General features: G+C 62.9%; 21 protein-coding genes. 8 read left to right on the plus strand and 13 right to left on the minus strand.

From position 1 onward, the window contains the following. Nucleotides 1-8: 8 nt before the first annotated feature. Both ABID59_RS05410 and ABID59_RS05415 read left to right on the plus strand, forming a co-directional pair. Complete coding sequence (locus ABID59_RS05410; RefSeq protein WP_354082684.1) at nucleotides 9-1,019, plus strand: acyl-CoA desaturase; 1,011 nt, start codon at nucleotides 9-11, stop codon at nucleotides 1,017-1,019. Nucleotides 1,020-1,232: 213 nt separating this feature from the next. Next, the gene (locus tag ABID59_RS05415) at nucleotides 1,233-1,742 is read left to right on the plus strand and encodes a GDSL-type esterase/lipase family protein (protein WP_354082685.1); all 510 of its coding nucleotides are present in this window, start codon (nucleotides 1,233-1,235) and stop codon (nucleotides 1,740-1,742) included. Between the two features lie 3 nt (nucleotides 1,743-1,745). On the opposite strand, the gene ABID59_RS05420 is transcribed toward ABID59_RS05415, so the two are convergent. After that, a complete protein-coding gene (locus ABID59_RS05420; RefSeq protein ID WP_354082686.1) occupies nucleotides 1,746-2,543 on the minus strand; it encodes a transglycosylase SLT domain-containing protein in 798 nt (265 codons plus the stop codon). A 134-nt stretch (nucleotides 2,544-2,677) separates the two neighbouring features. Between ABID59_RS05420 and ABID59_RS05425 the strand changes: the two genes are divergently transcribed. Continuing rightward, nucleotides 2,678-3,301, plus strand: a complete 624-nt coding sequence (locus ABID59_RS05425) for a cell envelope biogenesis protein TolA (RefSeq protein ID WP_148755963.1) — start codon at nucleotides 2,678-2,680, stop codon at nucleotides 3,299-3,301. Between the two features lie 93 nt (nucleotides 3,302-3,394). On the opposite strand, the gene ABID59_RS05430 is transcribed toward ABID59_RS05425, so the two are convergent. Continuing rightward, nucleotides 3,395-4,423 carry a hypothetical protein gene (locus ABID59_RS05430; RefSeq protein WP_354083108.1) on the minus strand — a complete coding sequence of 343 codons (1,029 nt, stop codon included), beginning with the start codon at nucleotides 4,421-4,423 and terminating at the stop codon, nucleotides 3,395-3,397. Nucleotides 4,424-4,729: 306 nt separating this feature from the next. Between ABID59_RS05430 and ABID59_RS05435 the strand changes: the two genes are divergently transcribed. Continuing rightward, nucleotides 4,730-5,062: a hypothetical protein gene (locus tag ABID59_RS05435; RefSeq protein WP_354082687.1), complete on the plus strand. Its 333-nt coding sequence runs from the start codon at nucleotides 4,730-4,732 to the stop codon at nucleotides 5,060-5,062. Nucleotides 5,063-5,282: 220 nt separating this feature from the next. On the opposite strand, the gene ABID59_RS05440 is transcribed toward ABID59_RS05435, so the two are convergent. Both ABID59_RS05440 and ABID59_RS05445 read right to left on the minus strand, forming a co-directional pair. Then, nucleotides 5,283-6,311 (minus strand): GTP pyrophosphokinase, encoded by a 1,029-nt coding sequence (locus tag ABID59_RS05440; RefSeq protein WP_354082688.1) that lies wholly within the window; start codon nucleotides 6,309-6,311, stop codon nucleotides 5,283-5,285. Between the two features lie 160 nt (nucleotides 6,312-6,471). Beyond that, nucleotides 6,472-10,239: a vitamin B12-dependent ribonucleotide reductase gene (locus ABID59_RS05445; RefSeq protein WP_354082689.1), complete on the minus strand. Its 3,768-nt coding sequence runs from the start codon at nucleotides 10,237-10,239 to the stop codon at nucleotides 6,472-6,474. A 766-nt stretch (nucleotides 10,240-11,005) separates the two neighbouring features. Here ABID59_RS05445 and ABID59_RS05450 point away from each other — a divergent pair. After that, the gene (locus ABID59_RS05450; RefSeq protein WP_354082690.1) at nucleotides 11,006-11,902 is read left to right on the plus strand and encodes a DMT family transporter; all 897 of its coding nucleotides are present in this window, start codon (nucleotides 11,006-11,008) and stop codon (nucleotides 11,900-11,902) included. Between the two features lie 53 nt (nucleotides 11,903-11,955). Here ABID59_RS05450 and ABID59_RS05455 read toward each other — a convergent pair whose 3' ends face one another. From ABID59_RS05455 to ABID59_RS05480, 6 genes are all read right to left on the minus strand, one after another. Further along, on the minus strand, nucleotides 11,956-12,474 hold the full coding sequence (locus tag ABID59_RS05455; protein ID WP_354082691.1) for a hypothetical protein: 519 nt from the start codon (nucleotides 12,472-12,474) through the stop codon (nucleotides 11,956-11,958). Nucleotides 12,475-12,886: 412 nt separating this feature from the next. Beyond that, nucleotides 12,887-13,816: an AbiU2 domain-containing protein gene (locus tag ABID59_RS05460; RefSeq protein WP_354082692.1), complete on the minus strand. Its 930-nt coding sequence runs from the start codon at nucleotides 13,814-13,816 to the stop codon at nucleotides 12,887-12,889. Nucleotides 13,817-13,818: 2 nt separating this feature from the next. Further along, nucleotides 13,819-15,720, minus strand: a complete 1,902-nt coding sequence (locus ABID59_RS05465; RefSeq protein WP_354082693.1) for a DUF4236 domain-containing protein — start codon at nucleotides 15,718-15,720, stop codon at nucleotides 13,819-13,821. A 174-nt stretch (nucleotides 15,721-15,894) separates the two neighbouring features. Further along, the gene (locus ABID59_RS05470) at nucleotides 15,895-18,150 is read right to left on the minus strand and encodes a CHASE3 domain-containing protein (RefSeq protein ID WP_354082694.1); all 2,256 of its coding nucleotides are present in this window, start codon (nucleotides 18,148-18,150) and stop codon (nucleotides 15,895-15,897) included. Next, nucleotides 18,147-18,560: a response regulator gene (locus ABID59_RS05475; RefSeq protein ID WP_148748743.1), complete on the minus strand. Its 414-nt coding sequence runs from the start codon at nucleotides 18,558-18,560 to the stop codon at nucleotides 18,147-18,149. The genes ABID59_RS05470 and ABID59_RS05475 overlap by 4 nt, the downstream gene beginning before the upstream one ends. Nucleotides 18,561-18,876: 316 nt before the next feature. Further along, nucleotides 18,877-19,497 carry a BA14K family protein gene (locus ABID59_RS05480; RefSeq protein ID WP_187434573.1) on the minus strand — a complete coding sequence of 207 codons (621 nt, stop codon included), beginning with the start codon at nucleotides 19,495-19,497 and terminating at the stop codon, nucleotides 18,877-18,879. A 271-nt stretch (nucleotides 19,498-19,768) separates the two neighbouring features. On the opposite strand from ABID59_RS05480, the gene ABID59_RS05485 reads away from it, so the two are divergent. Then, nucleotides 19,769-20,176: an NADH:ubiquinone oxidoreductase subunit NDUFA12 gene (locus ABID59_RS05485; RefSeq protein ID WP_354033454.1), complete on the plus strand. Its 408-nt coding sequence runs from the start codon at nucleotides 19,769-19,771 to the stop codon at nucleotides 20,174-20,176. 335 nt (nucleotides 20,177-20,511) lie between these two features. Here ABID59_RS05485 and ABID59_RS05490 read toward each other — a convergent pair whose 3' ends face one another. After that, nucleotides 20,512-21,198: a DJ-1/PfpI family protein gene (locus ABID59_RS05490; protein ID WP_148748746.1), complete on the minus strand. Its 687-nt coding sequence runs from the start codon at nucleotides 21,196-21,198 to the stop codon at nucleotides 20,512-20,514. 91 nt (nucleotides 21,199-21,289) lie between these two features. Between ABID59_RS05490 and ABID59_RS05495 the strand changes: the two genes are divergently transcribed. After that, the gene (locus ABID59_RS05495; RefSeq protein ID WP_354033456.1) at nucleotides 21,290-22,228 is read left to right on the plus strand and encodes a GlxA family transcriptional regulator; all 939 of its coding nucleotides are present in this window, start codon (nucleotides 21,290-21,292) and stop codon (nucleotides 22,226-22,228) included. A 490-nt stretch (nucleotides 22,229-22,718) separates the two neighbouring features. On the opposite strand, the gene ABID59_RS05500 is transcribed toward ABID59_RS05495, so the two are convergent. Then, the gene (locus ABID59_RS05500) at nucleotides 22,719-23,735 is read right to left on the minus strand and encodes a Na+-dependent transporter (RefSeq protein WP_354082695.1); all 1,017 of its coding nucleotides are present in this window, start codon (nucleotides 23,733-23,735) and stop codon (nucleotides 22,719-22,721) included. 246 nt (nucleotides 23,736-23,981) lie between these two features. Here ABID59_RS05500 and ABID59_RS05505 point away from each other — a divergent pair, with 246 nt between their 5' ends. Further along, nucleotides 23,982-25,034: a DUF2155 domain-containing protein gene (locus ABID59_RS05505; RefSeq protein WP_354082696.1), complete on the plus strand. Its 1,053-nt coding sequence runs from the start codon at nucleotides 23,982-23,984 to the stop codon at nucleotides 25,032-25,034. 6 nt (nucleotides 25,035-25,040) lie between these two features. On the opposite strand, the gene aat is transcribed toward ABID59_RS05505, so the two are convergent. Then, a complete protein-coding gene (gene aat / locus ABID59_RS05510; RefSeq protein WP_354082697.1) occupies nucleotides 25,041-25,721 on the minus strand; it encodes a leucyl/phenylalanyl-tRNA--protein transferase in 681 nt (226 codons plus the stop codon). Nucleotides 25,722-25,737: the final 16 nt, after the last annotated feature.

The following is a 25,737-nucleotide window of genomic DNA, read 5'->3' on the forward strand; positions in this document are numbered from 1 at the left end:
GGACTGAAATGACTGCAACCGAGGGCCTGCTTCCGGAGCAAGATTCCGACCGGGAACTGCCGCCAAAGATGCCGCCGGGCGTGCTGGTCGAAGGCCCGGTGGTCGACGCAAAATTTCGCGATTCCTACATCTCGTTCGCCATGATGATCTTGGGCTCGATCGGGGCGCTGGTCTGGGCCTTCACGCAAGGCATCGGGCGTGTCGAGATTTCGGTCTTCGCCGGCCTGTTCATGATGACCACGATCGGGATCGGCTTCATGCATCGCTACTTCGTCCACCGCAGCTACCGCTGCGGTCCGGTGATGCGGACGATACTCGCCGCGATCGCCACGATGGCGGTGCAGGGCTCGATCCTGAAATGGGTGAGCAACCATCGCCGGCACCATCTTCACTCCGACAAGCCCGGCGACGTCCACAGCCCCTATTATGACGGCTTCGGAAACCGCATTGCCTCCTTCGCCAAGGGGATGGGGCACGCGCAAGGCAACTGGGTGTGGGACCTCGCGACCACCGATTCCGAATATTACGCCAGGGATATTCTGGCCGACCCGATCGCGATGTTCTTCACCAGGACGCGCTGGTACTGGTACGCGCTGTCCGCGATCGTCATTCCGGGCGCTATCGGCTATGCGTTCGGCGGCGTGCACACGATGATCGGCTGCGTGCTGTTCTCCGGCCTGTTCCGCAGCTACCTCATGACCATGGCCACCTCGCTGGTCAATTCGGTCTGCCATAGCGACGGTCGCTACGGCTACCGCCGCTATGAGCTCAACGACGGCACCACCAACGAGCTGGTGACCACGATCCTCACCTTCGGCGAAGGCCTGCACAACAACCATCACCGGTTTCCGCGCGACGCCTATCTGTCGCACGCCTGGTACGAGATCGACATCAACGGCCTGATTATTTTGGGACTCGGGAAGCTTGGCCTCGTGCACGACATTTTCTCGGCCGGAAGCCGGCAGCGAGGTTCGGACGGCGGCAAGAGTTCAATGCCGGATACCGAAGCGACGGTCTGAAGCCGTAGGATGGGTAGAGCGAAAGCGAAACCCATCAAAGAATCCCTCGCGGAATGATGGGTTTCGCAAGAGCTCTACCCATCCTACGGACTACGGATATCCGGATGGAGAGTTGCCAAACGCAGACGGAATAGCGAACATTGGCTGCGGATCTCGACGGGGCATTCATTCGGCCCCGTCTGAGTCGATTTTGAAAATATTTTGGAGGGCGCCATGGATTGTTCGAATTTCCGAATTCTTCTCCTTGCTGTTGCGGCCGTGGTTGTTGCCCCGGTCAATCCTTCGTCCGCGCAGATCGTGGCCCTCGGCCATAGCGCGGTCCACGGCAACGTCGCGGAATCCGAGATGTGGCCGGCCGTGCTGGAGGGATTGCTGCGCGCCAAGGGGTCTCAGGTCCATGTCGCCAATGCCGGCGTGTGGGGTGAGACCACCGATGCGACGCTTGCACGTACGCCGAGCGTCGTTCCGGCTGGGACGAAGCTCGTCATTCTCTGCGACAATCCGGCCAATGACGTCAGGCACAATATGAGCCCGGTCAAAGCCATGGAGAACATCGCGGCCATCAAGAGCCAGTTGAAGGCGCGGGGCATCCGGGTCGTCGACGTCTGGGGGACCTACATGTCAGTTTGGCGGCAACCAGGCAGCGTCGGTCCCGACGGGCGTCATTTGAGCGTCGAGGGCAACAAGAAGATGGCGACGGCGATGGTCGGCGTGGCGAAGTAGCCGCTAATTGCCGTCACCCGCCCCAAGGCGCTGAAACTGCCGCTTCATCGCGTTGACCCTGGCGACATAGCTCGCGACGAGGTGATCGCCGCAGCGTTCGGTGGCCACCATCTGAAAGTGCCGCCGCGCATAGGCGGTGGCCGGACCTCCGCCGCAGAGATGGATGAAGGCGGCGAGATCCTGCTTTTGCTGCGCATTGGCCTTCACGTCGCCGGCGCGGGCGAGAACGTCGGCGACATTGCGGTCGAGATATACCGATGCCAGCTCGATGGCGTGGCTCGGGATCGCGCGGGTGTAGAGGAAGGTCGAACCGCAGCCGGTATCAGTCACGACGTTGCCGCGGATACAGAACCGCGCGGCCTCGCTGAGGGCCGGATCGGTCATCTGGTAGAGCCCGACGGCAGACGAGGCGGGCCGGTAGATCGCCAGCGGATTAAAGCTCCATCGCCAGCGCCAGTAGGTGCGCGCCACCGGATTGCCCGAGCTCTCGACCTGCGCAAGTGCCGCCAGCAGTTCGGGCGAGATCGTCGCAGTGGAGTAGGTGCGGAAGAGCGGGCCGTATTGCCGCCAGTTCTCGGCAGGCTCCTTGTCGAGGGAATTGCCGAGAAAGACGAACAGCTCGGTCGGCTTGCGGACCATTTGATAGAGGATGTTTGCAAGCGCCGCGAGCGCAAGCAGCATCGCCAAGCCGGCCGCGATCCGAACCAGCCGCGGTGCGCGCACGAACTTTTTTCGTACCCACCGAGCGCCCTGGCGGATGCTGCGAAGGCGAGTGAGCAGGCGCTTGCTTTTCCTTGGCATGGGGCTTGTGGGAGCCGGTAGGATGGGCCGAGCCGTTGCGGAAGCCGTGGTCCGACGGGTTGATCTATATCGCTTCGGGGCTGCGCGACGATCCGCGGCCCCTCCGCACCGGGAATACCAAGCCGTGAGGCGACATGCCAAGGACACTGAAAAGAAAACTGAAGACGTATCAGACCTCGCTCGGCTTTTACGATCAGGCGGTCGCTGCTCCCTCGATGAAGGCGGCGCTGGATGCCTGGGGCGCCAGGTCCAACCTGTTCCATCAGGGCATCGCGAAGGAGACCGACGACCCTGATATCGTCGCCGCGACCATGGCGAGCCCGGGCGTGGTGCTCAGGCGCCCGGTCGGATCGGACGGCCCGTTCACCGAGCACTCTGAACTGCCGACCGATCTCGCCGGTGATGAGGGCAAGACAAAAGCCAGGTCCAGGCCAAAGAAGCGTCCCGCCAGGCGTGCGGCGAAGTCCTCCCGCAAGATCGGCGATCAGGACGCGCGCAAGGCCGCCGCGGCCTTCGCCCGGGAAGAGCAGCGCCGCGACAGCGCGCGCCGCAAGGAAGAGGCCGCCCGCGCGCGCCGTGACAAGGCGGTCGCGGCCGCCCAGGCGGCGCTGGACAAGGCGAAGCGCGACCACCAGGCGCGGGTGGATGAGATCGACGCGGAGCGGGCTGTGCTGGACGAACGTGCCGGGGCGGAGGACGCGCGTTGGCACAAGCAGAGGATCAAGCTGGAGGAGGCGGTTCGTCGGGCGCGAGGGTAGAGGCGCGGGGCGGATGGGCCGACACGGTAGATCCGCATCCTGTCAGGCGCACGAGCGGCGTTCCACCCCGTCGGCGCATCCGCCCTTGCGCGCCTACCAATCCGGATCGCCGTAGGGGTCGACCATATAGGGCGGGGGCATCCATGGTCCTCGTGGTGGCCTGGGTCGCCGGGGTGCGGCCGCTTGCACGTGCGGCCGTGCAGCCGCAGCCGTATCGTTGTTGAGCACGCTCCGCACGGCGGGTTTCACAGATGCAGATGCGGATGAAGCCGTCAGTTGCGTTTGCAGCGCCTGGACCTGCGCGGCGAGGCGCGCATTGTCCGCCGCATCCTTCTCCTGCGCCGCCTTGAGCTGTTGAATGGTGTCGGCCTGCTCGCGCAGCGTCTGCTCGTTGCGGCTCTTCAGTTGCTCGAGCTTTCCGTTGATGCTCGCAAGCTCGTTGGTGATGGTCTTGAGCGATTGCGCGAGATCAGACGAGGGCTGGTCAGGCGCTGTGGTGCCAGTGCTTGGAGCGTCCGGTCTTGAAACGTCAGGTTTTGGAGCGCCTTCCGTTTCCTTGCCGACCGGCGGCGGGGGCAGCGGACCAGGCTGATCCACAGCAGCCAATTGCAGTGCCGGCGGCTGCGCCGGACTTGCAACCGCGGACGCTTGCGGGGGCTCATTCGTGGCCGGCGGGGCCCAGCGCGCCATGATCGACTTGCTGATCGACTTGGCCTCATCGCGATATTGCGAAGCGAAGGCAGCACCGAGAATGCCGATCGCCAGCACGAGGCCAACCAAAGCGCGCAGCATGGGCCGATCTCCCTTCAGGCCTTGATCGCGAAGCTTGCTATCCGGCGCCTTGTCCTCGGCTGCCGCCGCAGCGGCGCTTGCTTGCGAAGCCCGCGGGCTTTCGCTGCCGCGTTCCATTGCGGAAACCAGCCGGTCCAGCCGCGCAAGGTCGTCCTCTGCGCTCTTGATCTGGTCAAAGGCCCGCGCCAGCCCGCCATCGGCACGCATCTCGTCCGGCTTTTGGGTATCAGGCATTTGGATACCAGGCTTTTGGGAATCAGCCTTTTGGGTATCAGTCTTTTGGGTATCGGTCTTGGGGTCGTCCGCTTCAGGCACCGATGCGCTCTCCATCCAGTCGGGCGTCACTGGGCGTGCGGCAATCCGATCGCTGGAAGAATAGGTCTCGCCGCTGTCCAACACAACGCGCGTGCGAGGGAGAAATTATGGCGGGCTCGGGGGCGGGGCGGATCGAGTTCGTAGGACGGGTTGAGCCTATCGCCTTGCCGATCGGCTGATGATGGGGCATCGCTTCGCTCCAATCCACCCATCCTACGGGCTTCGCCCCATCAGTCGCCCGGCCCATTATGAACATTCGTTCAGGGGAACGGGGCCGGTCTCATTTCGTTGCATTGAGGGGCTTATCGGGAGGAGGACGACATGAAATCGAAGATCATCGCGCTCTCTGCTACTATTCTCATGGCAACGGCACCAGCCGTGTTTGCTCAGGGCGTATCGAGCCAGACGCCGGGCCAAGAGACGCAGCAGATGGGCTCCAAGACGGGTGAGCCGGGCGCTTCCAGCTACGCTCCGGGACACAAGAAGCACCATGCGATGCACCATGCGACGCACCACGCCAAGGCCTCGAACAAGACCAGCGCCGGCGCGTCCAATTCCGCGCCCGGCCAAACCACCGGCGCGAGCACCAGGTCTCAAACCACGGGCACGAGCACGATGCCAAAGTCGGGCACGAGCACAGCGCCAAAGTACTGACGAGCACAACAGTAACCCGCCATTCGCGAGACCCGATTGGCGGGTTACGCCCTCGGCTAACTCCGGCTCTGCCGGATTGATGGGTATCGCTTCCACCTTCGCGCGTTGAACTTGCGTCGGGCAAGTCGATTGCGGCTATCACTCCGGCGCGAGGAGACGGGCGGAGGGCCGATTGATCGTGATGGTTTCGTGCACTGTCACTGCAATTCGAGCTGTGATCTCAAGACCTGCAGCCGGCCATCAATAGCGGCCGCCGTTGCCCTTTTGCTGCGTGATCCAGTCCGACAATGTTTTCGGTGTCGATCCCACGGTCCGGCCCGGTGATGCCTTTGGATTGTCGCGGCCCGTCGTCGAGCGGGTGCGCGGCGCTTCCGTTGCGTGGACGCCCCTGAAGGCAGCCATCGATGCCTCCGCGGCTTCCTTCTCCAGGCGCAACTGCTTCATCGCTGGCGATTTGGCGCAGATCGCCAATCTTACTCAAACCAAAGGCCTTAAATTCCGCAAGAATATCTTCGGGTATGTCAGGGATATCTAAGTGTATTCCGTACTGCTCCTCGAGTTCGCGTGCGTATCGCTGAAGTGAAAGGGAATTTGTTTCGGTGTCGGAGAGCTGTGTGGGGGTCTTAATGGCGATTGCTTGTTTGTACTCGTCGACCTCTTTGGCGATCTCGTCGAACGCGCCGTCGACGATCTCCAGCATGCCTGAATATAGATTTAGCTTTCGCTGGATTTTTGTTGGCAGGCCGCCTCCTAATTTGAAGGACCGGTCATGAGCTAGTTCGGCCCAAGCGTGCTGGAGTACGGTCCGAATCTGTATCTCGAACTTTAGATCACTGAGCGCATCGTACTCAGGGAGAGATTGCCGGGTTGTCCCCAGAGTGCAGACGAAATGAGTTGATCGATATCCGATCTTATCCTCGCCCAGATCGGAAGCTCGATCTAGGCTGTTCTTCTCGTCAACTTCAAAGGTTGTTCGGATAAGCTGACTGATCGCGTTGACTTGGGCCTCGAGGAATGTGATGACGCGGACTCCAGTTAAGTCCGTGAGTTGGCTTTTAAGATTTGTATATTTTTTCCTCCTTATCTTTTCCTCCGCAGAACTGAAGTTTTTGGTTCTTCCGTCAATGCTTAGATATTCGATGGAATGTCGATTTAGGACGTTCTTGAGGAGGCCGGCAACCGCTGGCGTCAATCGGGCGTGCCTAGCAATCGCTTCATTGAGCCAATGCTTTGGTTCGTTGCTCATCATGGCCACGTAAATCCAACTAGAGTGGCAATGCGCTTATTCTGCTAGATACCCAAGCTGCCACGAAATGAATCGCCTTGAAAGTGAAGAGGGGACGGCCCCAGCCGTCCCCTCTGATAAGATAAATGCTGTCCTCAGAAGACTTTGATCATCAGTTTAGTTCTCACGAACACCCCGTCGTACTTCCGCAAGTATCGCACTTCATGCAGGTGCCATTCCGCACCAGCGTGAAGTTGCCGCACTCGCTGCACATCTCGCCTTCGTAGCCTTTTGCTTTCGCTTCCGCGCGGCGCTCGGCCTTGCTGGGGGCGGCGACGGTTGCGGCGCTGCCGGCCTTGCTCCACTGGAGGGCTTCGAGCTTCTCGGTGGGCGAGAGGTCGTGGCTGGCTTCCTGCTTCAGCGCGACCGCGCCTTCCAGGGCATCGCCCGCGCCGCGAGCGGTGGCGCCGTGGGAGGCGAGCGAGGTGACCTTGCTGCCGCCGGCGGGCGCGTTGTCGCTGCCGGAGACGACCGCGGCGGAGCCGCCGCGCATCACCACCAGATTGTCGGTGCGAGAGCGGGTGAGGCCGCGCGAGACCAGCTTGGTCGCTTGGTGGGCGTCCGGCTCCTTGCCTTCTTCCACGCCTTTGCCGAGCGCGTCAAAATTCGACTCGGTCGGATCGACATGGGCGAGATCAAAGCGCGACATGTAGCTCACCGCGAGCTCGCGGAAGACGTAGTCGAGGATCGAGGTCGCGTACTTGATGCTGTCGTTGCCCTGCACGGGGCCCGCCGGCTCGAAGCGGGTGAAGGTGAAGGCGTCGACATATTCGTCGAGCGGCACGCCGTATTGCAGACCGAGGGACACCGCGATCGCAAAATTGTTGATGAAGGAGCGGAGTGCGGCGCCTTCCTTGTGCATGTCGATGAAGATCTCGCCGAGACGGCCGTCGTCATACTCGCCGGTGCGCAAGTAGACCTTGTGGCCGCCGACGACCGCCTTCTGGGTGTAGCCCTTGCGGCGGTCCGGCATCTTCTCGCGCTCGCGCATCACGATGATGCGCTCGACCAGCTTCTCGACGATCTTCTCCGAGACCTGGGCGGTGCGCGCCGCCATCGGCTTCTCGTAGAGGCTCTCCACCGCATCATCCTCGTCCTCGTCATCGCTGATGAGCTGCGAGTTGAGCGGCTGGCTGAGCTTGGAGCCGTCGCGATAGAGCGCGTTGGCCTTCAGCGCGAGCTTCCACGACAGCATGTAGGCGGACTTGCAGTCCTCTACAGTTGCGTCGTTCGGCATGTTGATGGTCTTGGAGATCGCGCCCGAGATGAAGGGCTGGGCCGCCGCCATCATGCGGATGTGGCTCTCGACCGAGAGATAGCGCTTGCCGACCTTGCCGCAGGGGTTGGCGCAGTCGAACACCGCATAGTGCTCGGCCTTGAGGTGCGGAGCACCTTCCACCGTCATCGCGCCGCAGATGTGGACGTTGGCCGCCTCGATCTCGCGCTTGGTGAAGCCCACGGCCTGCAGCAGGTCGAAGCCGGGAGCCGCAATGGCTTCCGCGCCGATGCCGAGCTGGTCGCGAATGAAGTCCTCGCCAAAGGTCCACTTGTTGAAGGCGAACTTGATATCGAAGGCCGTCGGCAGCGCCTTTTCGACCTTGGCGATGGCCTCATCGGTGAAACCCTTGGCCTTCAGCGTCGAGGCGTTGATGCCGGGGGCGTTGGAGAGCGAGCCGTGGCCGACGGCGTAGGCCTCGATCTCCGCGATCTCGCTCTCGCGATAGCCGAGCGCGCGCAGCGCTGCGGGGACCGCGCGGTTGATGATCTTGAAGTAGCCGCCGCCGGCGAGCTTCTTGAACTTGACCAGCGCGAAGTCCGGCTCGATGCCCGTCGTATCGCAGTCCATCACCAGGCCGATCGTGCCCGTGGGTGCGATGACAGTGGTCTGGGCGTTGCGATAGCCGTGCTTCTCGCCGAGCTCGAGCGCCCCATCCCAGGCCGCCTGCGCACGCGCGACCAGGTCGCCTTGCGGGCAGGAAACGAGGTCGAGCGGCACCGGGTTGACGCTGAGCGCCTCGTAGCCATTGGACTGGCCGTGGGCGGCGCGGCGGTGGTTGCGGATGACGCGCAGCATGTGCGCGGCGTTCTTCTTGTAGCCCGGGAAGGTGCCGAGCTCAGCCGCCATCTCCGCCGAGGTCTTGTAGGTGATGCCGGTCATCACAGCGGTCAGCGCGCCGCAGAGCGCACGGCCTTCCTTGCTGTCATAGGACAGACCCATGGTCATCAGCAGGCCGCCGATATTGGCGTAGCCGAGGCCGAGCGTGCGGAACTCGTAGGAGAGCTCGGCGATCGCCTTCGACGGGAACTGCGCCATCATCACCGAGATTTCGAGCACGATGGTCCAGAGCCGGCAGAGATGCTCGTAGCCGGTGACGTCGAACTGCTTCGTCGTGGTGTCGTAGAACGTCAGCAGGTTCGCCGAGGCGAGATTGCACGCGGTGTCGTCCAGGAACATGTATTCCGAGCAGGGATTGGACGCGCGGATGTCGCCGGACGCCTTGCACGTGTGCCAGTCGTTCATGGTGGTGTTGAAGTGCAGGCCCGGGTCGGCCGACGCCCAGGCGGCGTAGCCGATTTTTTCCCAGAGGTCGCGCGCCTTCAGCGTCTTCGTCACCTTCTTGGAGGTGCGGGCGTTCAGGTTCCAGTCGCCGTCGGTCTCGACGGCGCGGAGGAAGTCGTCCCGCAGCGAGACCGAGTTGTTGGAGTTCTGGCCGGAGACCGTGAGGTAGGCTTCCGAATCCCAGTCGGTGTCGTAGACGTCGAACTGGATGTCCTTGTAGCCCTGCTTGGCAAACTGGATGACGCGCTTGATGTAATTGTCAGGCACGAGGCTGCGGCGCGCGAGCTTGATCTCGCGACGCAGCGCCGGGTTCTTCTCCGGGTCGAAACAATCGTCGCCCGAGCCTTCGCAGTTCACGCAGGCCTTCAGCACCAGCTTGAGATGCTTCTGGTTGATCTTCGATCCCGTGACGAGAGCGGCGACCTTCTGCTCCTCCTTCACCTTCCAGTCGATATAGGTCTCGATATCGGGGTGATCGACGTCGACGACGACCATCTTGGCGGCGCGGCGCGTGGTGCCGCCCGACTTGATCGCGCCGGCGGCGCGGTCGCCGATCTTGAGGAAGCTCATCAGGCCGGACGAGCGGCCCCCGCCGGACAGTTTTTCACCCTCACCGCGCAGGCGCGAGAAGTTGGAGCCGGTGCCGGAGCCGTACTTGAACAGGCGGGCTTCGCGGACCCAGAGGTCCATGATGCCGCCCTCGTTGACGAGGTCGTCGCCGACGCCCTGGATGAAGCAGGCGTGCGGCTGCGGATGCTCGTAGGCCGATTTGGACTTGGTCAGCTTGCCGGTGAAGGGGTCGACGTAATAGTGGCCCTGGCCGGGGCCGTCGATGCCATAGGCCCAATGCAGACCGGTGTTGAACCATTGCGGCGAGTTCGGCGCGACCATCTGCATGGCGAGCATGTAGCGGAGCTCGTCGTAGAAGGTCTGGGCGTCCTCGTCGGAGGAGAAATAGTTGCCCTTCCAGCCCCAATAGGTCCAGCAGCCGGCGAGGCGGTCGAACACCTGCTTTGCCGAGAGCTCGCTGACATAGCGCTCTTTCTCGGGCAACGCGGCGAGAGCATCAGTGTCGGGCACCGAGCGCCACAGGAACGAGGGGACGGACTCTTCCTCGACCTTCTTCAGGCACGCGGCGACGCCGGCCTTGCGGAAATACTTTTGCGCCAGCACGTCGGAGGCGACCTGCGACCATTCGGCCGGGACCTCGACGCCGTCCATTTTAAACACGACCGAGCCGTCGGGATTCCTGATCTCCGACGTGGTCAGCCGGAATTCGATCCCGGCGTAAGGTGACTGTCCCGAAGTGGTGTGGCGCCGCTCAATCCGCATGGTCTTGCCCCGTCCTATTCTTTGACCGGACTGCCTCCGTTCAGGCATCCGGGTCGACATTACGTTTCGCGTTTCCACCCGGGCCCGATCGGCCCTTGGGCACCGCAGTTCAGCCGGTGGATCCGGCCCAGTTTCTCCCGACGCGATTGGTCGATGCGCGCACCGATCATCCGCCGGCATGTCCAGGCCCATCCGCCCCAAAGCGATGAGCCCGACATGCGTTCAAACGCCCCACACCGTCACAACGTCTACCGATGCCATCCGAGCCTGTTGCCGGCCCGTTCTGGCGCCCGAAAAGTCCACTGTCCGCGGGCAGACAAGCCCTCATCCCGCTGCCTTCGTCTGGCCTGGCGGAGTGCAGTTTTGCGGACCCTTTGGGGGAGTGCCGGCGGGACGCAAACACACTCGCGCCGAACGGACCGAAAGCTAGGACTCTCCGTTGCGCCCGTCAAGAACTAGTGCGAGTTCCTGAATCAAATACTAAATATGGTGGATTGCCGGGGATAACAGGGGGCGAGGCCTCACCTGTTGTTGAGCCAAGTATCAGTGAGTCCTCAGGGATTCCCAACCGAAAAAATTTGCATTCGGTGCCGATACGGACCCTTCATCCCGCTGTTCACAGGGCAGGTATATTTTTGAGGTCCGGGGTTGCACCGTTGGGACTCACGTAGCGGTACGGAAGCTGAGGGCAGGCATGCCCGCCGGGGTGGTGGAAAGGTGCGCGAATCCGCGCCAAGCTGAGGCTCGATCTTGCCGGATTGCCCACATGCTTGATTCGACCCGCCGGGATGCGCGACCGCGCATCGCCCCGGCCGGCCTGATGTTCCTCGCGATCACGTCGATCGGCTGGGGCTTCAATTGGCCGGTCACGAAATTCCTGCTCGGCGAGCTGCCGCCGCTGACGCTGCGCGGGGTGACCGGCGTGCTCGGCGCGGTGCTGCTGGCCGCGCTCGCGCTGGTCCGTGGCGACAGTCTGAAGGTCGCGCCCGGGATCTGGCCGCGGCTGGCGACCGCCGCCGTCCTCAACGTCACCGGCTGGATGGTGCTGATGGGGCTGGCGCTGCTCTGGCTGCCGGCGAGCGAGGCGGCGCTGATTGCCTACACCATGCCGGTCTGGGCCTCGCTGATCGCCTGGCCCGTGCTCGGGGAGCGGCCGACCGTGCTGCGCACGCTCGGGCTGGTGATGGCCTTTGCCGGCCTCGCCTCGATCATGGGCGGCAACGGCATTGCCGCCAGCGCGGAGAAGCTGCCGGGCATCGTCATGGCGCTGTGCGGCGCGATCGGCTTTGCCGTCGGCACGGTGTTCTCGAAGAAGTACCCGATCCATCTGCCGCCGATCACGGCCGCCGCCTGGCAGATCGGGATCGGCTGCCTGCCGGTCTCGATCGTAGGCCTCCTGATCGAGACCTCGCATCTGGACAGGGTGACGCCGGTCGGCTGGTGGCTGCTGCTCTATTCGACCGTGGTGCAGTTCTGCATCGCCTATGTCAGCTGGTTCGCGGCGCTTTCGCGCCTGCCGGCCTCGGTCGCAGCGATCGGGACGATGGCGGTGCCGGTGATCGGCGTCGTCGCATCCGCACTTGCGCTGGGAGAGCCGCTCGGGCCGGGGCAGATCGCAGGGCTGATCTTTACGCTGGCGGCGGTGGTGCTGGCGACGCGATGAGCCGAAGAAAGTCAGCGCACGTTCGCTAGGGCCGAACAGACAACGCTTGAACGTCAAGAAGCTGCATCGTTCGTTCTCGCAGGTTTCCAAACCCAATTTCCGGTCCGGACCATTCCCTTATTTGAAAAACCTACCCACTTCCCATTAGCTTCGTCCCGCTTATAGGAAAGGAGTAGTTGAAAGGTTCCATAATAGCCAATCGGTCGACAATCTTTCCAGGTGCCAGTTATCCTATTGCTGTCGATGACGGCCACTATACGATAGTCACCTGTTGGATTTGGATTCTCCGAATCATAAAACTCCGCGCTTAGGAGATTCATAAATCGATACAGTTTCAGTTCGCTGGGATACCCCTTAGGGTATCTTTCCGTTTGAGCCTGCCACTCCTGCGTCCACGGATTATCGAAAAGTTCATCCCGCCTTAGTCTCTGTCGCACTCTTGCCAATAGCTTAATGGCGTTGAAGCCGGCAGCGATCGGCAAAATTGAACCTAGAATCCAAGTTGCTATGATGGAACCAGGAATTCCAAGGAGGAAACCCAAAATTATCGAGTACCAATCTTTGGCTTCCATCAAGCTCCCCGTAGGAAAAGGTCCCGCTAAGCAATCGGAAAGTGGGCAGTATTCCCAGTCGTCGTATCAGGCACAACCGGGAGGTGATTCGTGGTCATACGAAAAGAAAAGCACCTTTCGGGACGGAAAAGCACGAAGAAGGAAATAGAAGGAAGGAAGAAGCGAAGATACGCCGAACTGCGTACGAAACAATTGAAGGCACGGGCAGCCAAATCGAATCCCAAGAAATAGGTTCTCTCGCAAAGTCGGCGGTCGAGCTGCGGCGGCGGTAACGGACACTGCTAGCGCGCGATCATGCCGCCCTTGCTCAGCGCCAGGCGGATCATGTCGAGGGCATTGTGCACCGATGCCGGGATGACGTGTCGATGGATAGATGGCTTAAGTTGCAACAATGCGAGGCACCGCGACGAATTCACAGATCTCTGGCCTCGAAATCGTTCGCCAACGGCTTTCCTTCCTCAAGCCGCTTTTGTCTTGCTTCCTCTGCGCGCAGCCCATCGTCAAGCACATATAGCAGTGAATTCGCTCCCCCAAGCGGGCCGCCCAAGTCATATCCGGTCCCTGAATCACAGTAGTGGAGCTGCACTGCGTTCAATACCTCCGCCGTCGCTTTGAGTGCATCCTTCACGTTCGCTCGGCTTCCCTCTGCGAGAGGCTTCGTGAACTCGTTGAGAGCCAGCTTTAGGTCGCGATGAGCGATCCGTCGATTCCGCCAATCGCGGCAAAATTCGGTTAGCTTTGTTGCTTCGCGGACTAGCCTTTCGACCTTTTCCCTCAATCTCTCATCTGCGATCAAAGCCGGGAGCGCCTGAACAGTCAGGTTGGATCGATCAGGATTACCCTGAGAGTTCGAAGGGTCAGTCAATCGTGCCAAGCTGAGTAATGTGCTTTCCCAAAGTGTATCTTGGATGACTCGAAAAAAGAATGGAGCCGCTTGGTTGAGCAGCGTAATTCGCTCGGGCTTCGTACCGAACAGTGTAACATACTCATTCCAATGGAAATGCAGGGTCGCGACCTCTTGCCAAAGGCCGGAGAAGAGGGTGCCGAGTTGCTCTCCCATCTTCTGAATATTTGCTTTCTTAGCCTCATCGGCTGTTTGATCGGCCATTGAGGCTCGCATACGTCCACTGTCACGTTCAATAAGATAGGATCGGGTCAGGCGGCCTTCCCGCGTCTCACGTTCAACAAATGCCCTAGCGTATTTTTCGGAATCGGCGCCTACGGGGACCGTATGGATTTGAAAAGCTGTTTTATTGTCAATGTTGAAGAAAGTAACTCTATCGATCCGCGGTCGTTCGTCAGGCAGAGCTGATCGACTGCTATCGTTCGTCGATGTTGTCATGTCTAGCGGCACCGCTGATATTCAGTGCGGCTGCCATCGCGGCCAGTCCAAACGAGCTTGTCTCCCGTCACGGTCAGCTGAACAGAAGCCTTCCATTTTTCGCCGGCGTTGGAGCAGGCCGTAGCAACGTTCCAGATCGATCCTGAACGTCTGATATTCAAGAATTCGCAAATGCCACCAGCCGATGAGACTGCGCGGCGCGAATTGATGGACAGGTCCGGCTTGGAACTGTCATCGCAGGCCGATTCAGACCAGGAGCCGACGAATGTTTGTTCGACCCGCAAGGTTAGTCCTGAGGTGAGCAATTCTTGTGTCTTTGGATCCCATTTGTCATCCAAGGCGAGATTGTTAGTCGCTTTGAAGTCTCGAAGGGCTGATCGAGAAAATGAATCCCAACCCTTTGTTGGTCCTTGCAAAAATCCAAGCTCTCTCAGTCGCGATTGAACCAAGATTATGTTCTGCGGATCACTCAGATCGAATGCTTGCACGGAGGTGGCCATCGCGCTGTTATTTGTGGGTGGATCGATCTGTGCAGGTGGTTGGTTCAAATCAGCAGGTAGACTTGGCTTTTGTGGAGGAACAATTCTCGCAATGGTTTTTGGAGGCGTGTCCGAATCCCGGCTTGTTGGCGGAGCCGGCGAAGGTTGCCTGTCATTTGCTACCGAATTCGGACCGTTGTTTGCCAGTTTGATACGGATATCTCTCTGGAGGAAGCCAGCCTGAAGCAATGTTAGGCACGCGAAAGATGAAAGCAGCGCAACAGTTGGCCAGCGACGCGCCGTGCTGACGCAGGTAATAGGTGTCGGTACTTCAATCAACGTGCGTTTGAGCGCGTCGATCACTCGGCAGAGTGGTTCGGGCGCTTGAGCAGCAGATATATGTAGTTTGCAGTTCAGGCCTCCCGCCGAACGAAACGTCAGCTCTCCGTATAGGCAAATCGGCAGTTGTGCATTGTTGATGAAACGACGGTCGGGGCCGCCGGATTTATTTACGTAGCGCCAAGTATGCGCAACAATCGTGGCGTCAGAGGGTGGACGCTCCTCCTCGATAAATCGCACAACGCTACTCGAGAATTCCAATTCTCCGTAGCTGACGGACGCCACCTCGCCCCTCACTACCACTAGTGCAGCGTCCGGCAGCAGATAAAGTTGATCCGACCCGACCCGAAAAGTCGGAAAGACTACCTTTCCCCGTAGACAGTCGGGCTTACCAAAACGGAGAGATGTGGCTTTGCGTTTGTTTAGACCCGTTGCACCTGCATTGCGCTTCCAGTCTGTAGTCTGAGCTTCGGCTTCAACGGTCCACGCCGCCGCGCACTTCGTTAGCTCGACGAAGGCAACCGAGAGTGCTTCGGAGATGCGCCCCGTCAAACCTTCAGGATCAAATGTGACAATTGCCGATCGGCGGTATCGGTCCAAGAAAATGGTTATGGGAACGAATACGGTTGCAAATAATGCCGTCAGCGCCATCCACCTTTGTTGTTCTGTTTGCATCAGAGCCGCAATAAACAGCAAAAGACAGATCGCCAAAATTGTGGGAGCAAGTTGGATGCGCCGGCTCACCGAATTCAGAATGGGAGCGAGCTGACTAGTTGATAAGGCATTGATTTGCGCCGCAGAGGCATTCTGAATGATCGTGAGTTGGTCTGGTTGGTAGGGTTGGTCGAGGTATTCGACCGGCGCCGGCGGCGAGGCAGCTTCTCTATCGGGCGCGTTGTGCGCATACGGTTGATAGTTGGTACAAGACAAGCCGGTTCCGGGAATCCCAGCCGTGACGCGCGTCCCTTTCGGCCCAATATTGTAGTGAAAGCCCCGCCCGCCCAACGACACTGAAGTGCCGCGGCTACTTACGTTCAACCTGACACCTGGCAATAGCTTAAACGAACGGCGGAAGCGAAAACCCATTAGCTACCCCAATCCAAGCGGATATTGGTAGCACGACGACGGTTCTGCAAGCAAAAGTCGATGAGAAGGCTGAGGCGCCTGGAATCGATGGCGTAACAGTGTACCGGCTCTCTCAATAACGTCGGAGAAAAGAAGCGGCTTCACTGGGCGAAGTGAGGAGGCTATCTGACGGATCTACGCCGCCATTCCCCCGCCATTCAGCGCCTTCCGGATCATCTCCGCGAGCTGGTTTCTTCGATAGGGTTTTGTCAGCAGCATCACGCCGTCGTCGAGCTTGCCGTGGTGGACGATGGCGTTGTCGGTGTAGCCGGAGGTGTAGAGCACTTTGAGCCCCGGCCGGCGCTTCGCCACCTCGTCGGCGAGCTCGCGGCCGCTCATGCCGCCGGGGATGACGACGTCGGTGAAAAGCAGGTCGAAGGCCTGGCCGGCCTCTATCAATTGCAGCGCGGCCCGGCTGTCGCCGGCGGCGATCGTCTTGTAGCCGAGGCTCTGCAGCTGCGCCGTGACGAAGTTGCGCACCAGCGTGTCGTCCTCGACCACGAAAATGGTCTCGGCGCCGCCTTCGGCCTGTGGTGCGATCGCGGCCGTGGCTTCCGCCGCGCCTTCGCCCGGCGGCAGATAGAGCTTGATCGTGGTGCCGTGGCCTTGCTCGCTGTAGATCTTGATGTGGCCGCCGGACTGCTTGACGAAGCCGTAGACCATGGAGAGGCCGAGACCTGAGCCTTTGCCGACCTCCTTGGTGGTGAAGAAGGGCTCGAACGCCTTCTCCTGGACATCTAGCGGCATGCCGGTGCCGGTGTCGCTGACCGCGAGCATTACGTAAGGGCCGGGCCGCACGTCGGCATTGGCCTTCGCATAGGCCTCGTCCAGCACGACACGGTGGGTCTCGAGCAGCAGCTTGCCGCCGTTGGCCATGGCGTCGCGGGCGTTGATGGCCATGTTGAGCACGGCATTGGTGAGGCGGGACGGGTCGATATGCGCCGTCATCGGTTCCTGTTCCAGCACGGTCTCGATCTGGATCTGCTCGCCGAGGGTGGGGCGCAACAGTTTTGCGATATCGGCGATCGCTGCGTTGATGTCGACATTGCGCGGCTGCAGCGGCTGCCTGCGCGCAAACGAGAGAAGGTGCTGGATCAGCTCGGCGCAGCGCCCGGCGGCATCGTCGATCAGGCGCGCGGCGCGTTGCAGCTCGGGCTGCTCCTTCAGGCTCGCCACCAGCGTTTCGGTGTTGCCCGAGATCACGGTCAGCATGTTGTTGAAATCGTGCGCGACGCCGCCGGTCAGCTTGCCGATGGCGTCGAGCTTCTGCGACTGGTGCAACTGCCGCTCGGTTTCGCGCGACGATGTCGCGTCGTGATAGACCAGCACGCCGCCCGAGATGTTGCCTTGCCCGTCGCGCATCGGCCGGCCGCTGATCATCAGATGGCGCGCGCTGTTGCCGCTGTGCGGGCGGACGATCATCTCCAGATCTTCGAACTCGTCGCCACGCAGCACGCGCACGGACGGCAGCTCGTCGGACTTGAGTGGCGTGACGCCGTCGCCGTGGAAGACGTCGGACAGGGCGCGCAGATTGCGCAGGTTCATGCCGGCGCGATGCAGGAGCATGCGCTCCGCGGCCGGATTGGACAAAAGGACATTGCCCTCGGCGTCGATGACCAGCACGGCCTCCGCCATGCTGTGGAACGTGCTCTGGAGCACGTTGATCGACACGCGAAGCTCGTCATGGGCGTTGACGAGATGCTCGGTGCGCTCGGCCACGGCCGCCTCGAGTTGCTGGTTGGCTGCCGTGGTCTCCAGTAGCGTGCTCTTCAGCGCGACCGTGGTGCGCTGGCTCTCGCGCATCACCATCACGACCAGCAGCAGGATCACCAGCGCGCCGGCGACGTCGATACCGAGCAGCACGATGCCGGTGCGGCGCGAATCCTGGGAGCGCGCGGTGAGCAACCGTTCCTCTTCTGCGCTCAGATGGTCGAGATTGCCCATCACCGTGTCCATCAGGCCGCGACCCTCGCCCTTGCCCTGAAGCGCGGCAATGCCGGCCCCGTCGTTGGTGGCGCGCAGGCGCATCGCCTCGGCGGCAATATCGAGCCGGCGGAGCGCCAGCGGCTCCATGCCCTCGAGCAGCGCGATCTGGTCGGGATTGTCGTTCACGCTGCGCTTGAGGTCGGCAAGGGCCGGCGCGATCCGGGCGTGCACCTCCTGGAACTCGTCGCTGAAGCTGGAATTTCGGTAGATCTCGTAACCGCGCGCGGCGCTCTCGGCGCGCCGGATCAGAACCTGCAGATCGGAGATCTTCTTCAGGACCTGGACGGTGTGATTGACCCAGGCCGCGTCCGAGCGCGACTTGACGTCGAGCCCGATCGAGGCGGCGGTGATGAGCAGGAGGATGGCGAGTCCGGCACCGAGAATGACGCGCTGCGAGGGAATCAAGGGGCCTCTTTCTGGTCCTTCGGCGGCGCGCTCTCGCCGAGGCATTCCCGGATTGTCACCAACAGCGTCTCGGGCGTGAACGGCTTGCGCAGGCAGCGCGAGGCGCCGAGCTCCAGCGCCATGCGAAGGAAGTCCGGGGAGGGCGAGGCGGATGAGGCGAAGGCATAGCCCGACATGGCGATCAACGGAATCGCCGGCGCACGCTCGTGAAAGATGCGGATGGATTCGAAGCCGCGCATATGCGGCATGAAGATATCAACCAGCATGACATCAAACGTCTGCGCCTCCAGCGCAGCCAACCCCGTTTCGCCGCCGTCGGTGAGCGTGACGTCGAAGCCCTGGCGCAGGAGGAGGACCTCGATGGTCGCGCCGACCATCGGATCGTCATCGACCACGAGAATACGCGGCATGACCTTCCCTAGTAGATCGAAGTCCCCACAGTGATTGGTGATATAGGCGAATCGTGCGCCGGGTCAATTTTGGATCGGACCGAAGTACATATGCACGGCGGAATGCATAGCGCCTCTGCAGGTTCCGGTGGCAGGTGAATTCCCTCGGATTTCTATGACAGGTTGAGACAAATCCGTGCGGTCCAACGAAAGCTGCTGCGCCGCGCGTCATGGACTGCGTTCGCGACGAGGCGTGCAAGAGCTCAGCGCGGCGGCCCACATAAATGAGCGGCGCCGTTGCTCGGCGCCGCTCACAGATGATTCCCTTCAGGCCGTATTACGGGCAGGGATGGCGCAGCCCGTCATAGCCGAGATAGGTGCCGGACGCCGGGTCGTAGGACCGATAGCGCTGAGCGCAATAGCCAGACGAGTCGCCGCCTGTGTCGGGCACCACAGCGACGGATGCGCCGTCGTCATAATAGCTGTCGTCGTAATAGGAATCGCCGTAATACGGGCCGCCGCCGTAATAGGCGTAGGACGAGCCTATCGCGCCGATTGCGGCACCGGCTGCAACGCCGGGCCAGAAGCCGCCACCGCGGCGATGCCAGCCGCCGCCGTGCCAGTTCCCTCCGCCACCATTCCAGTGGCCTCCGGCCGCTGCGAAGTTGCGACCACCGCCGTTAAAGGCAGGTCCGGCGGCAGGTCCAGCGCTCGGGCGCGCTGCCGCGCCGGCCGCGAAATTGCCGCCGCCACCACCCATCCGGGCGCCGCCACTAAAGCCGCCGCCGCCGAAGTGAGCACCACCGCCGCCCCCACCGATGTGAGCACCGCCACCGCCGCCGAAATGACCGCCCCCGCCACCGCCGCGACCGCCAGGGCCCTGGGCGAAGCTTGGGGTGGCCATCGGAAGCACCAGTGCCAGCGCCGCGGCGGCACTCAAAACTCTCAGACTGTTCATGGTCAAACTCCTTTTTCCCGGGATCAAACCCACCGAAACGGCCGTTGTTCCTGGGTTCACGCCGGTGTGCGCGTGAAGGGCTAGATTTCCATGCGGCCGCTGTACCCGGCATGAACGGACCGTGCTCGCTTTGCGGCGGCGCTCGGGCCGAGGCACCGCGCTTGGCGTCCCCTTGGCGTCCCCCTTGGCGTGGGGCACGGCCGCACGGGGCGAACTGGACATTTGGCCGTCCGGATGGCATCAGGACTCCACGAAGCAGGGCCCTTGCCGCATGAAACAATTCTTCCTGAAGCTCTTCACCTGGTGGAACGGCCAGACCTTTGGCACCCAACTCTGGACCCGTCGGTTCGGGGAGCTGGTCGGCCAGGACGAGCAGGGCAACCGCTACTACCGCACGACCGGCGGCAAGATCGACCCCACGCTCGGCTTCGAGCGGCGTTGGGTGATCTATAACGGCTATGCCGAAGCGAGCCGTATTCCGCCGTCCTGGCATGGCTGGATGCATCACACCGTTGACGTGCCGCCGACCGAGGAGAACTACCAGCCGCGCGAGTGGGAGAAGCCGCATTTGCCGAATCTCACCGGCACGGCGAAGGCCTATCGGCCCTCGGGCTCGACCTTGGCCAGCGGCAAGCGCCCCAAGGCGACCGGCGACTACCAGCCCTGGACGCCCGGCTAGGCCGCGCGCTCTTCCATCACTGGATTGGATGCACACGCATCCGCCTCACATCGCTGTGGACAATGGGAACAGCGGGGATGTTGGCTGCGTGGCCATTGCGCCTGCGCGTGCGATGCGGCTCAATCAACCCATCTTACGGAGATGGGAAACCATCGCGTTCGGTTCGGGCAACAGTTCGCGACTGTCCCGAGATGCAGCGGCCGCCGACCAGGACTCGATCGGGAGATAGGCCCCCGGTCTGCAAGTTCCGAAATCGCCCGATGAGAATGTGCGCCGTCGTAAGACAGGAAAGGCCGCTTGGGAAACCGGGCGGCCTTTTTCTGTTGTGGGGCGCGCTACATCACCCGCGCTGACGCACGCGCGACCGCTTCGAGGCGGCGGGCCTGCCTTGGCGCGCCGCGCTCCCGGAGCAAGGCGAGCACCTCCGCGGATGCCGTGTCGGGCGAGCCTGAATTGAACGGCGGCGCCGGATTGTATTCGAGCTGAAGCTGGATCGCTTCCGCCGTGGTGCGGTCGACCAGGATCGAGACCAGCGTCAGCGCGAAATCGATGCCTGCGGTGACGCCGCCGCCGGTGATGCGGTTGCGGTCGACGCAGACGCGTGTCCTGGTCGGCGTCGCCCCGAACTGGCCGAGCATCTCCATCGCACTCCAATGGGTCGCGGCCCGATAGCCCTTCAACAGGCCCGCGGCGCCGAGCGCCAGCGATCCCGTGCAGACTGAGGTGACATACTTTGCGCCCTCGGCCTGCCGGCGCAGGAAATCGAGCACCTCCTCGTCGTTGAGCAGGTCGTCGGTGCCGCCGCCGCCGGGCACGCAGATCACGTCGAGCTGCGGGCAGTCGGCAAACGTCGTGGTCGGCGTCAGCGTGAGAACGGAATCGCTCGGCACCGGCTCGATGCGCTTCCAGACCAGGTGCAGCTTCGCGCCGGGCACAGATGAAAACACCTGCAACGGACCGGTGAAGTCGAGCTGCGTGACGCGCGGGAACACCAGAAGTCCGATCTGGAGCGGTGCCGACATGAGAGCCTCCAATGAAGTGCTTGACGCCCGCAGATTGGCATGATGCCATCCTGTCCAAAATGGCATATTTCCCTCACTTTCGGACATGAGCATGATCGGCATCCTGATCTTCCCGGATTTTCAGCTGCTCGATGCGGCCGGCCCGATCTCGGTGTTCGAGATCGCGGCACGCGCCAGCGGCAAGCCGCTCGCGCTCCGCGTGCTGGCGGTGAACGCCGGCGCGGTGCGCTCGTCCTCCGGCGTCGAGATGATGGCGCGCGATTTCAAATCGGCGAACGCGATCACGACGCTGGTCGTTGCGGGTGGTGCGGGCGTCTCGGCGGCGGCGCGCTGTCCGGCGACGCTCGCCTTCGTGCAGCGGCTGGCCAAACGCGGCGTGCGTGTCGCCAGCGTCTGCTCGGGCGCCTATGTGCTCGCGGAGGCCGGCCTGCTCGACGGCCGCCGCGCCACCACGCATTGGGGCCGCACCCGCGATTTCGTCGCGCGTTATCCGCAGGTGAAGTTCGAGCCGGACCAGATCTTTACCCGGGATGGCAATGTCTGGACGTCGGCGGGCATCAGCGCCGGGATCGACCTCGCGCTCGCGATGGTCACCGAGGACCATGGCGAGGAGATCGCGCAGGCGACCGCGCGCCAGCTTGTGCTCTACCATCGCCGCAGCGGCGGCCAGTCGCAGTTCTCATCGCTGCTGGAATTGAAGACACCGAACGGACGCTTCGGCGCGCTGTTGTCATGGGCGCGGGAAAATCTCGACGCGCCGCTGACGGTGGAGAACCTCGCCGATCGCGCCGGCATGAGCGCGCGGCATTTCGCCCGCGCCTTTGCCGCCGAGACCGGCACGACGCCGTCGAAAGCGATCGAGCGGTTGCGGATCGAGGTCGCCCGCGAGCGCGTGCAGTCCTCGCGCGAGGCCATCGAGCTCGTCGCGGAAGCGACCGGCTTCCGCGATCCCGAGCGCATGCGCCGCGCCTTCATCCGCGCCTTCGGCCAGCCGCCGCAGGCGCTGCGCCGCGCGGCGCGCGCCGGTTAAAGCGGACTCATCAATCTGGGGAGGGTTCGCTTTGACGACCAGCCGATCATCCTCCGCCAAAAGGCCTGCCCGCCAGGCCAAGTGGGATCCAAGCAGATGACACGAATGGACCGAAAGCACGGGTCAGACGTTGAAAAACAGTCAATCGAAATGGACGAGGGTCTTCCGTGGAAGACAACTTCTCGGGCATTCATTGGTGCGGGAGACGAACATGACACTTATTTGGCTCGGTGTGCTCCTGGTTTTCGGCGGCGTGCTCCAGATGGCGTATCAGCCGATCTGGCGAGGCCGCCTAAGTGGCGGAAGGCGGCTTCGCTCCGGGCGACCCAGTGACAGCCTTGAACCTGAAAGACCGGCTACGGGCTTTGGGATCAAATCGAATTGGCCTGGACTTTCACTGGTAGCGCTTGGCGCTGCGTCCTTGCTGGCCGGAGCTGCCATCTGAGTTGAAGCTAACCTTGTTGACGTTCTCGGGCCTTGCGCGGGCCTGTCAGCTCGATGCGGCCGTCTCGCCTGCGGCCGCCGTGCTGGATGTATCCGCCCTTGCCGCCAACCGCCGCGCGATCGGCATCAGCAGGTATGGCGAGAGATGGATCGGAAACTGCGTCATCGCGAAATAGAGCCAGGTCGTTGGCGGCAGCGCGCCGGCGGTGGCGGCCAGCATGAGGCCGAGATTGCGTTGTGAGACCATCAGCCCGAGCGCCAGCGCGCGCTCATAGCCGATGCGGCGGAACAGCAAGGTCGTGACGGCGAGCAGCGTGAAATAGATCGCGAAGGACAGAGCTGCGAGGCTGATCGTGAAGACCGGCTGCGCCACCAGATCGCTCACGACATCGCCCATGACCGCGGACGCGAAGATCACGAGGATGATGATGTTGAAGCCGTCGATCGGCTGCTTGTGGCGCCGGATCGCATCGGCGCCGAAAATCCAGCGGATGGCGGTTGCCGCCAGCAGCGACGCTGCGAGGATGCCGAGCAGCTTCAGGCCGAGCGTGAGCGGCGAAATGCTCAGCATGCCGCCGAGGAAGAGGCTCGCAAACAGCGACGCGGTGAACGGCACGATTGCGGTCGCGGTCACCAGCGTGATCAGCACCAGCGTCGCGTCGAGGCCCATCAGGGCCGCGAGCGCCGGAGAGGCCATCATCGGCGAGGCCATGCTCTGGAGCATCAGCGCCAGCGACAGGCCGGGCGCGCGGTCGGTGAGCCCGGTCGCATGCGCGATCAGTCCGACGATCAGCGGCACGCCGATCGTGGTCCAGGCCGTGGCGGTCGCCACCAGCGCCGGCCGGCGCAGATGTCCGTACAGCGCCGCCAGGTCCACCCGCAAGAAGGAGATGCAGAGCAGAACGAGGATCGCTTCGGTGACGTAGGGACGCAGCAGCGCGCCGAGCGGCGGCACTGCGGCGGCGATGAACACCACGGCGGCCACCGCACGCGTACCCTGGCCGCCAAGCCAGGTCAGGCCGCGGATGGGAAGCGCGAAGACAGGTTTGAGCGCAGACGACATTCGGATGATGGCGTTCTCAGTCCAGTGCCTTCACGGGCATGAGCAGGTACCCCAGAGGTCCTGGTTATCGTTGGACGTCATTTTCGGGAGGCGATGCCCGCTTCGGCCCCGGTACGGGGCCTACAACTATCCCATCCGGGCGCCGGCCTGTCACGCCGGAGGCGGGGCGGGCAGGGATGCCGCCCTTTCCCCGCCGTATTCGGCGTGTTAACCGGATGGCCTGCGAGCGGCGGTATCCCCTGTAGAATGTCCAGCAAGCCCGATTCGCTGTTGAAGCCGCGCGAGATTATGTTTCGAACCCTTACCCTGACAGGTCTTGCGGCGCTTTTGGCCGCTACCGCTTTGACGGTGGCGACGCCCGCGCAGGCGCAGATCGGCACGATCTTCTCCGATCCGCCGCCGTTGCGGCCGCCGGGGAGCATTCCCCGTGGCGGGCAGCCGCAACCGCAGCCGACCCCCGAGGACGACGAAGAGGTGCCCGAGCTGCCGCCGCAGGGTCGCGTGCTGCCGTCGCGCCCGATGCCGCCGTCGAGCCGACAGGGCAATGCCATGCCCGGCCCGGTCGAGAGCCAGCCGCTGGCGCCGCCGCCGGGCACCACCATCGCGCCGCCGAACCAGCCGCCCCCCGTCGCCGTGGCGCCGCCGGGCGCGCCTGCTCAGCCGGGCGGAACTCCCGGCCAGCGTCAGCCGCCGCAGAAGGGCGGAACCCAGCAGGGCGCCGTGCCGCAGGCGCCTGCGACCCTCCAGCCGGGCGACGAGGTCGTCACCGAGCCGCCGGCCCAGAAGATCGTGAACAAGAAGGCGACCTTCTCCGGCCTCGACAAGATCACCGGGCGCATCATCAATTTCGACGAGGATATCGGCGAGACCGTGCAGTTCGGCGCGCTGCGGGTGAAGACCGACGCCTGCTACACGCGGCCCGCCACGGAAGCGACCAACACCGACGCCTTCGTCGAGGTCGACGAGATCACCTTGCAGGGCGAGGTGAAGCGGATCTTCTCCGGCTGGATGTATGCCGCAAGCCCCGGCCTGCACGGCGTCGAGCACCCGATCTACGACATCTGGCTCACCGACTGCAAAGAGCCGCAGCAGACCATTGCGACCGCCGCGCCCGATCCCGCGACCAAGCCCGCGCCGCCACCGCCGCCTCCGGCGCAGAAGAAGGCCGCGCCCAAGCAGGCCGTGCAGCAGCGTCCGCCGCAGCCTCTGCCGCCGATCCAGCAGCAGCAGCCGGCGCCACCACCTCCGCCGCCGGAACAGCGGCCGGGTCTGTTCGGTATTCCGGGCTTCGGCCGGTAATCTGATTTATTGCCGCGAGGCGATGATCTCGAGCGCGCGCGCACCCGGGATCGCATCCCCCGAGGACAATCGCAGGAAATCAGCGGGCTCGCCGGCGAGCGCCTTGTCGAGCAGCGCGGTGTAGCGCCGCCGCGAGATTTCGGCCGCGCCAAAGCTCTTGAGATGCTCGGTGACATATTGCGTGTCGAGCAGCTCGAAGCCGCCATGGATCAGCCGCGCGACCAGATGCACCAGCGCAACCTTCGAGGCGTCGCGCGCGGCGTGAAACATGCTCTCGCCGAAGAAGGCGCGCCCCAGGCTCACGCCATACAGGCCGCCGACGAGGTCGTCGCCCTGCCAGGCCTCGACGCTGTGGCAATGGCCGAGCTCGTGGAGGCCGCCGTAGAGGTCGCGGATGCGCTTGTTGATCCAGGTGTCCTCGCGTCCGGCTTGCGGCGCGGCGCAGCCGGCGATAGTCGCCTTGAACGCGGTGTTGACGGTGACGCGAAACGCATCCGAGCGCACGGTGCGCGCAAGGCGCGAGGCAACGCGAAAGCCGCCGAGCGGGATCACGCCGCGCATTTCCGGCTCGACCCAGAACAGGGTCGGGTCGTCGGCGCTCTCGGCCATCGGAAAGATGCCGCAGGCATAGGCGCGCAGCAGCACGGCCGGCGTGATTTCAGACGAGGCGGAGTCGCGCGAAGTCATAGCACCTGATCATAGC

It is taken from the genome of Bradyrhizobium sp. S3.3.6, from assembly GCF_040546905.1.
GTDB lineage: Bacteria > Pseudomonadota > Alphaproteobacteria > Rhizobiales > Xanthobacteraceae > Bradyrhizobium > Bradyrhizobium cytisi.

Coding starts and splice junctions, on each gene's coding strand:
- ABID59_RS05410 (WP_354082684.1), top strand. CDS start 9: ATGACTGCAACCGAGGGCCTGCTTCCGGAGCAAGATTCCGACCGGGAA.
- ABID59_RS05415 (WP_354082685.1), top strand. CDS start 1,233: ATGGATTGTTCGAATTTCCGAATTCTTCTCCTTGCTGTTGCGGCCGTG.
- ABID59_RS05420 (WP_354082686.1), bottom strand. CDS start 2,543: ATGCCAAGGAAAAGCAAGCGCCTGCTCACTCGCCTTCGCAGCATCCGC.
- ABID59_RS05425 (WP_148755963.1), top strand. CDS start 2,678: ATGCCAAGGACACTGAAAAGAAAACTGAAGACGTATCAGACCTCGCTC.
- ABID59_RS05430 (WP_354083108.1), bottom strand. CDS start 4,423: ATGGAGAGCGCATCGGTGCCTGAAGCGGACGACCCCAAGACCGATACC.
- ABID59_RS05435 (WP_354082687.1), top strand. CDS start 4,730: ATGAAATCGAAGATCATCGCGCTCTCTGCTACTATTCTCATGGCAACG.
- ABID59_RS05440 (WP_354082688.1), bottom strand. CDS start 6,311: ATGATGAGCAACGAACCAAAGCATTGGCTCAATGAAGCGATTGCTAGG.
- ABID59_RS05445 (WP_354082689.1), bottom strand. CDS start 10,239: ATGCGGATTGAGCGGCGCCACACCACTTCGGGACAGTCACCTTACGCC.
- ABID59_RS05450 (WP_354082690.1), top strand. CDS start 11,006: ATGCTTGATTCGACCCGCCGGGATGCGCGACCGCGCATCGCCCCGGCC.
- ABID59_RS05455 (WP_354082691.1), bottom strand. CDS start 12,474: ATGGAAGCCAAAGATTGGTACTCGATAATTTTGGGTTTCCTCCTTGGA.
- ABID59_RS05460 (WP_354082692.1), bottom strand. CDS start 13,816: ATGACAACATCGACGAACGATAGCAGTCGATCAGCTCTGCCTGACGAA.
- ABID59_RS05465 (WP_354082693.1), bottom strand. CDS start 15,720: ATGGGTTTTCGCTTCCGCCGTTCGTTTAAGCTATTGCCAGGTGTCAGG.
- ABID59_RS05475 (WP_148748743.1), bottom strand. CDS start 18,560: ATGCCGCGTATTCTCGTGGTCGATGACGATCCGATGGTCGGCGCGACC.
- ABID59_RS05480 (WP_187434573.1), bottom strand. CDS start 19,497: ATGAACAGTCTGAGAGTTTTGAGTGCCGCCGCGGCGCTGGCACTGGTG.
- ABID59_RS05485 (WP_354033454.1), top strand. CDS start 19,769: ATGAAACAATTCTTCCTGAAGCTCTTCACCTGGTGGAACGGCCAGACC.
- ABID59_RS05490 (WP_148748746.1), bottom strand. CDS start 21,198: ATGTCGGCACCGCTCCAGATCGGACTTCTGGTGTTCCCGCGCGTCACG.
- ABID59_RS05495 (WP_354033456.1), top strand. CDS start 21,290: ATGATCGGCATCCTGATCTTCCCGGATTTTCAGCTGCTCGATGCGGCC.
- ABID59_RS05500 (WP_354082695.1), bottom strand. CDS start 23,735: ATGTCGTCTGCGCTCAAACCTGTCTTCGCGCTTCCCATCCGCGGCCTG.
- ABID59_RS05505 (WP_354082696.1), top strand. CDS start 23,982: ATGTCCAGCAAGCCCGATTCGCTGTTGAAGCCGCGCGAGATTATGTTT.
- aat (WP_354082697.1), bottom strand. CDS start 25,721: ATGACTTCGCGCGACTCCGCCTCGTCTGAAATCACGCCGGCCGTGCTG.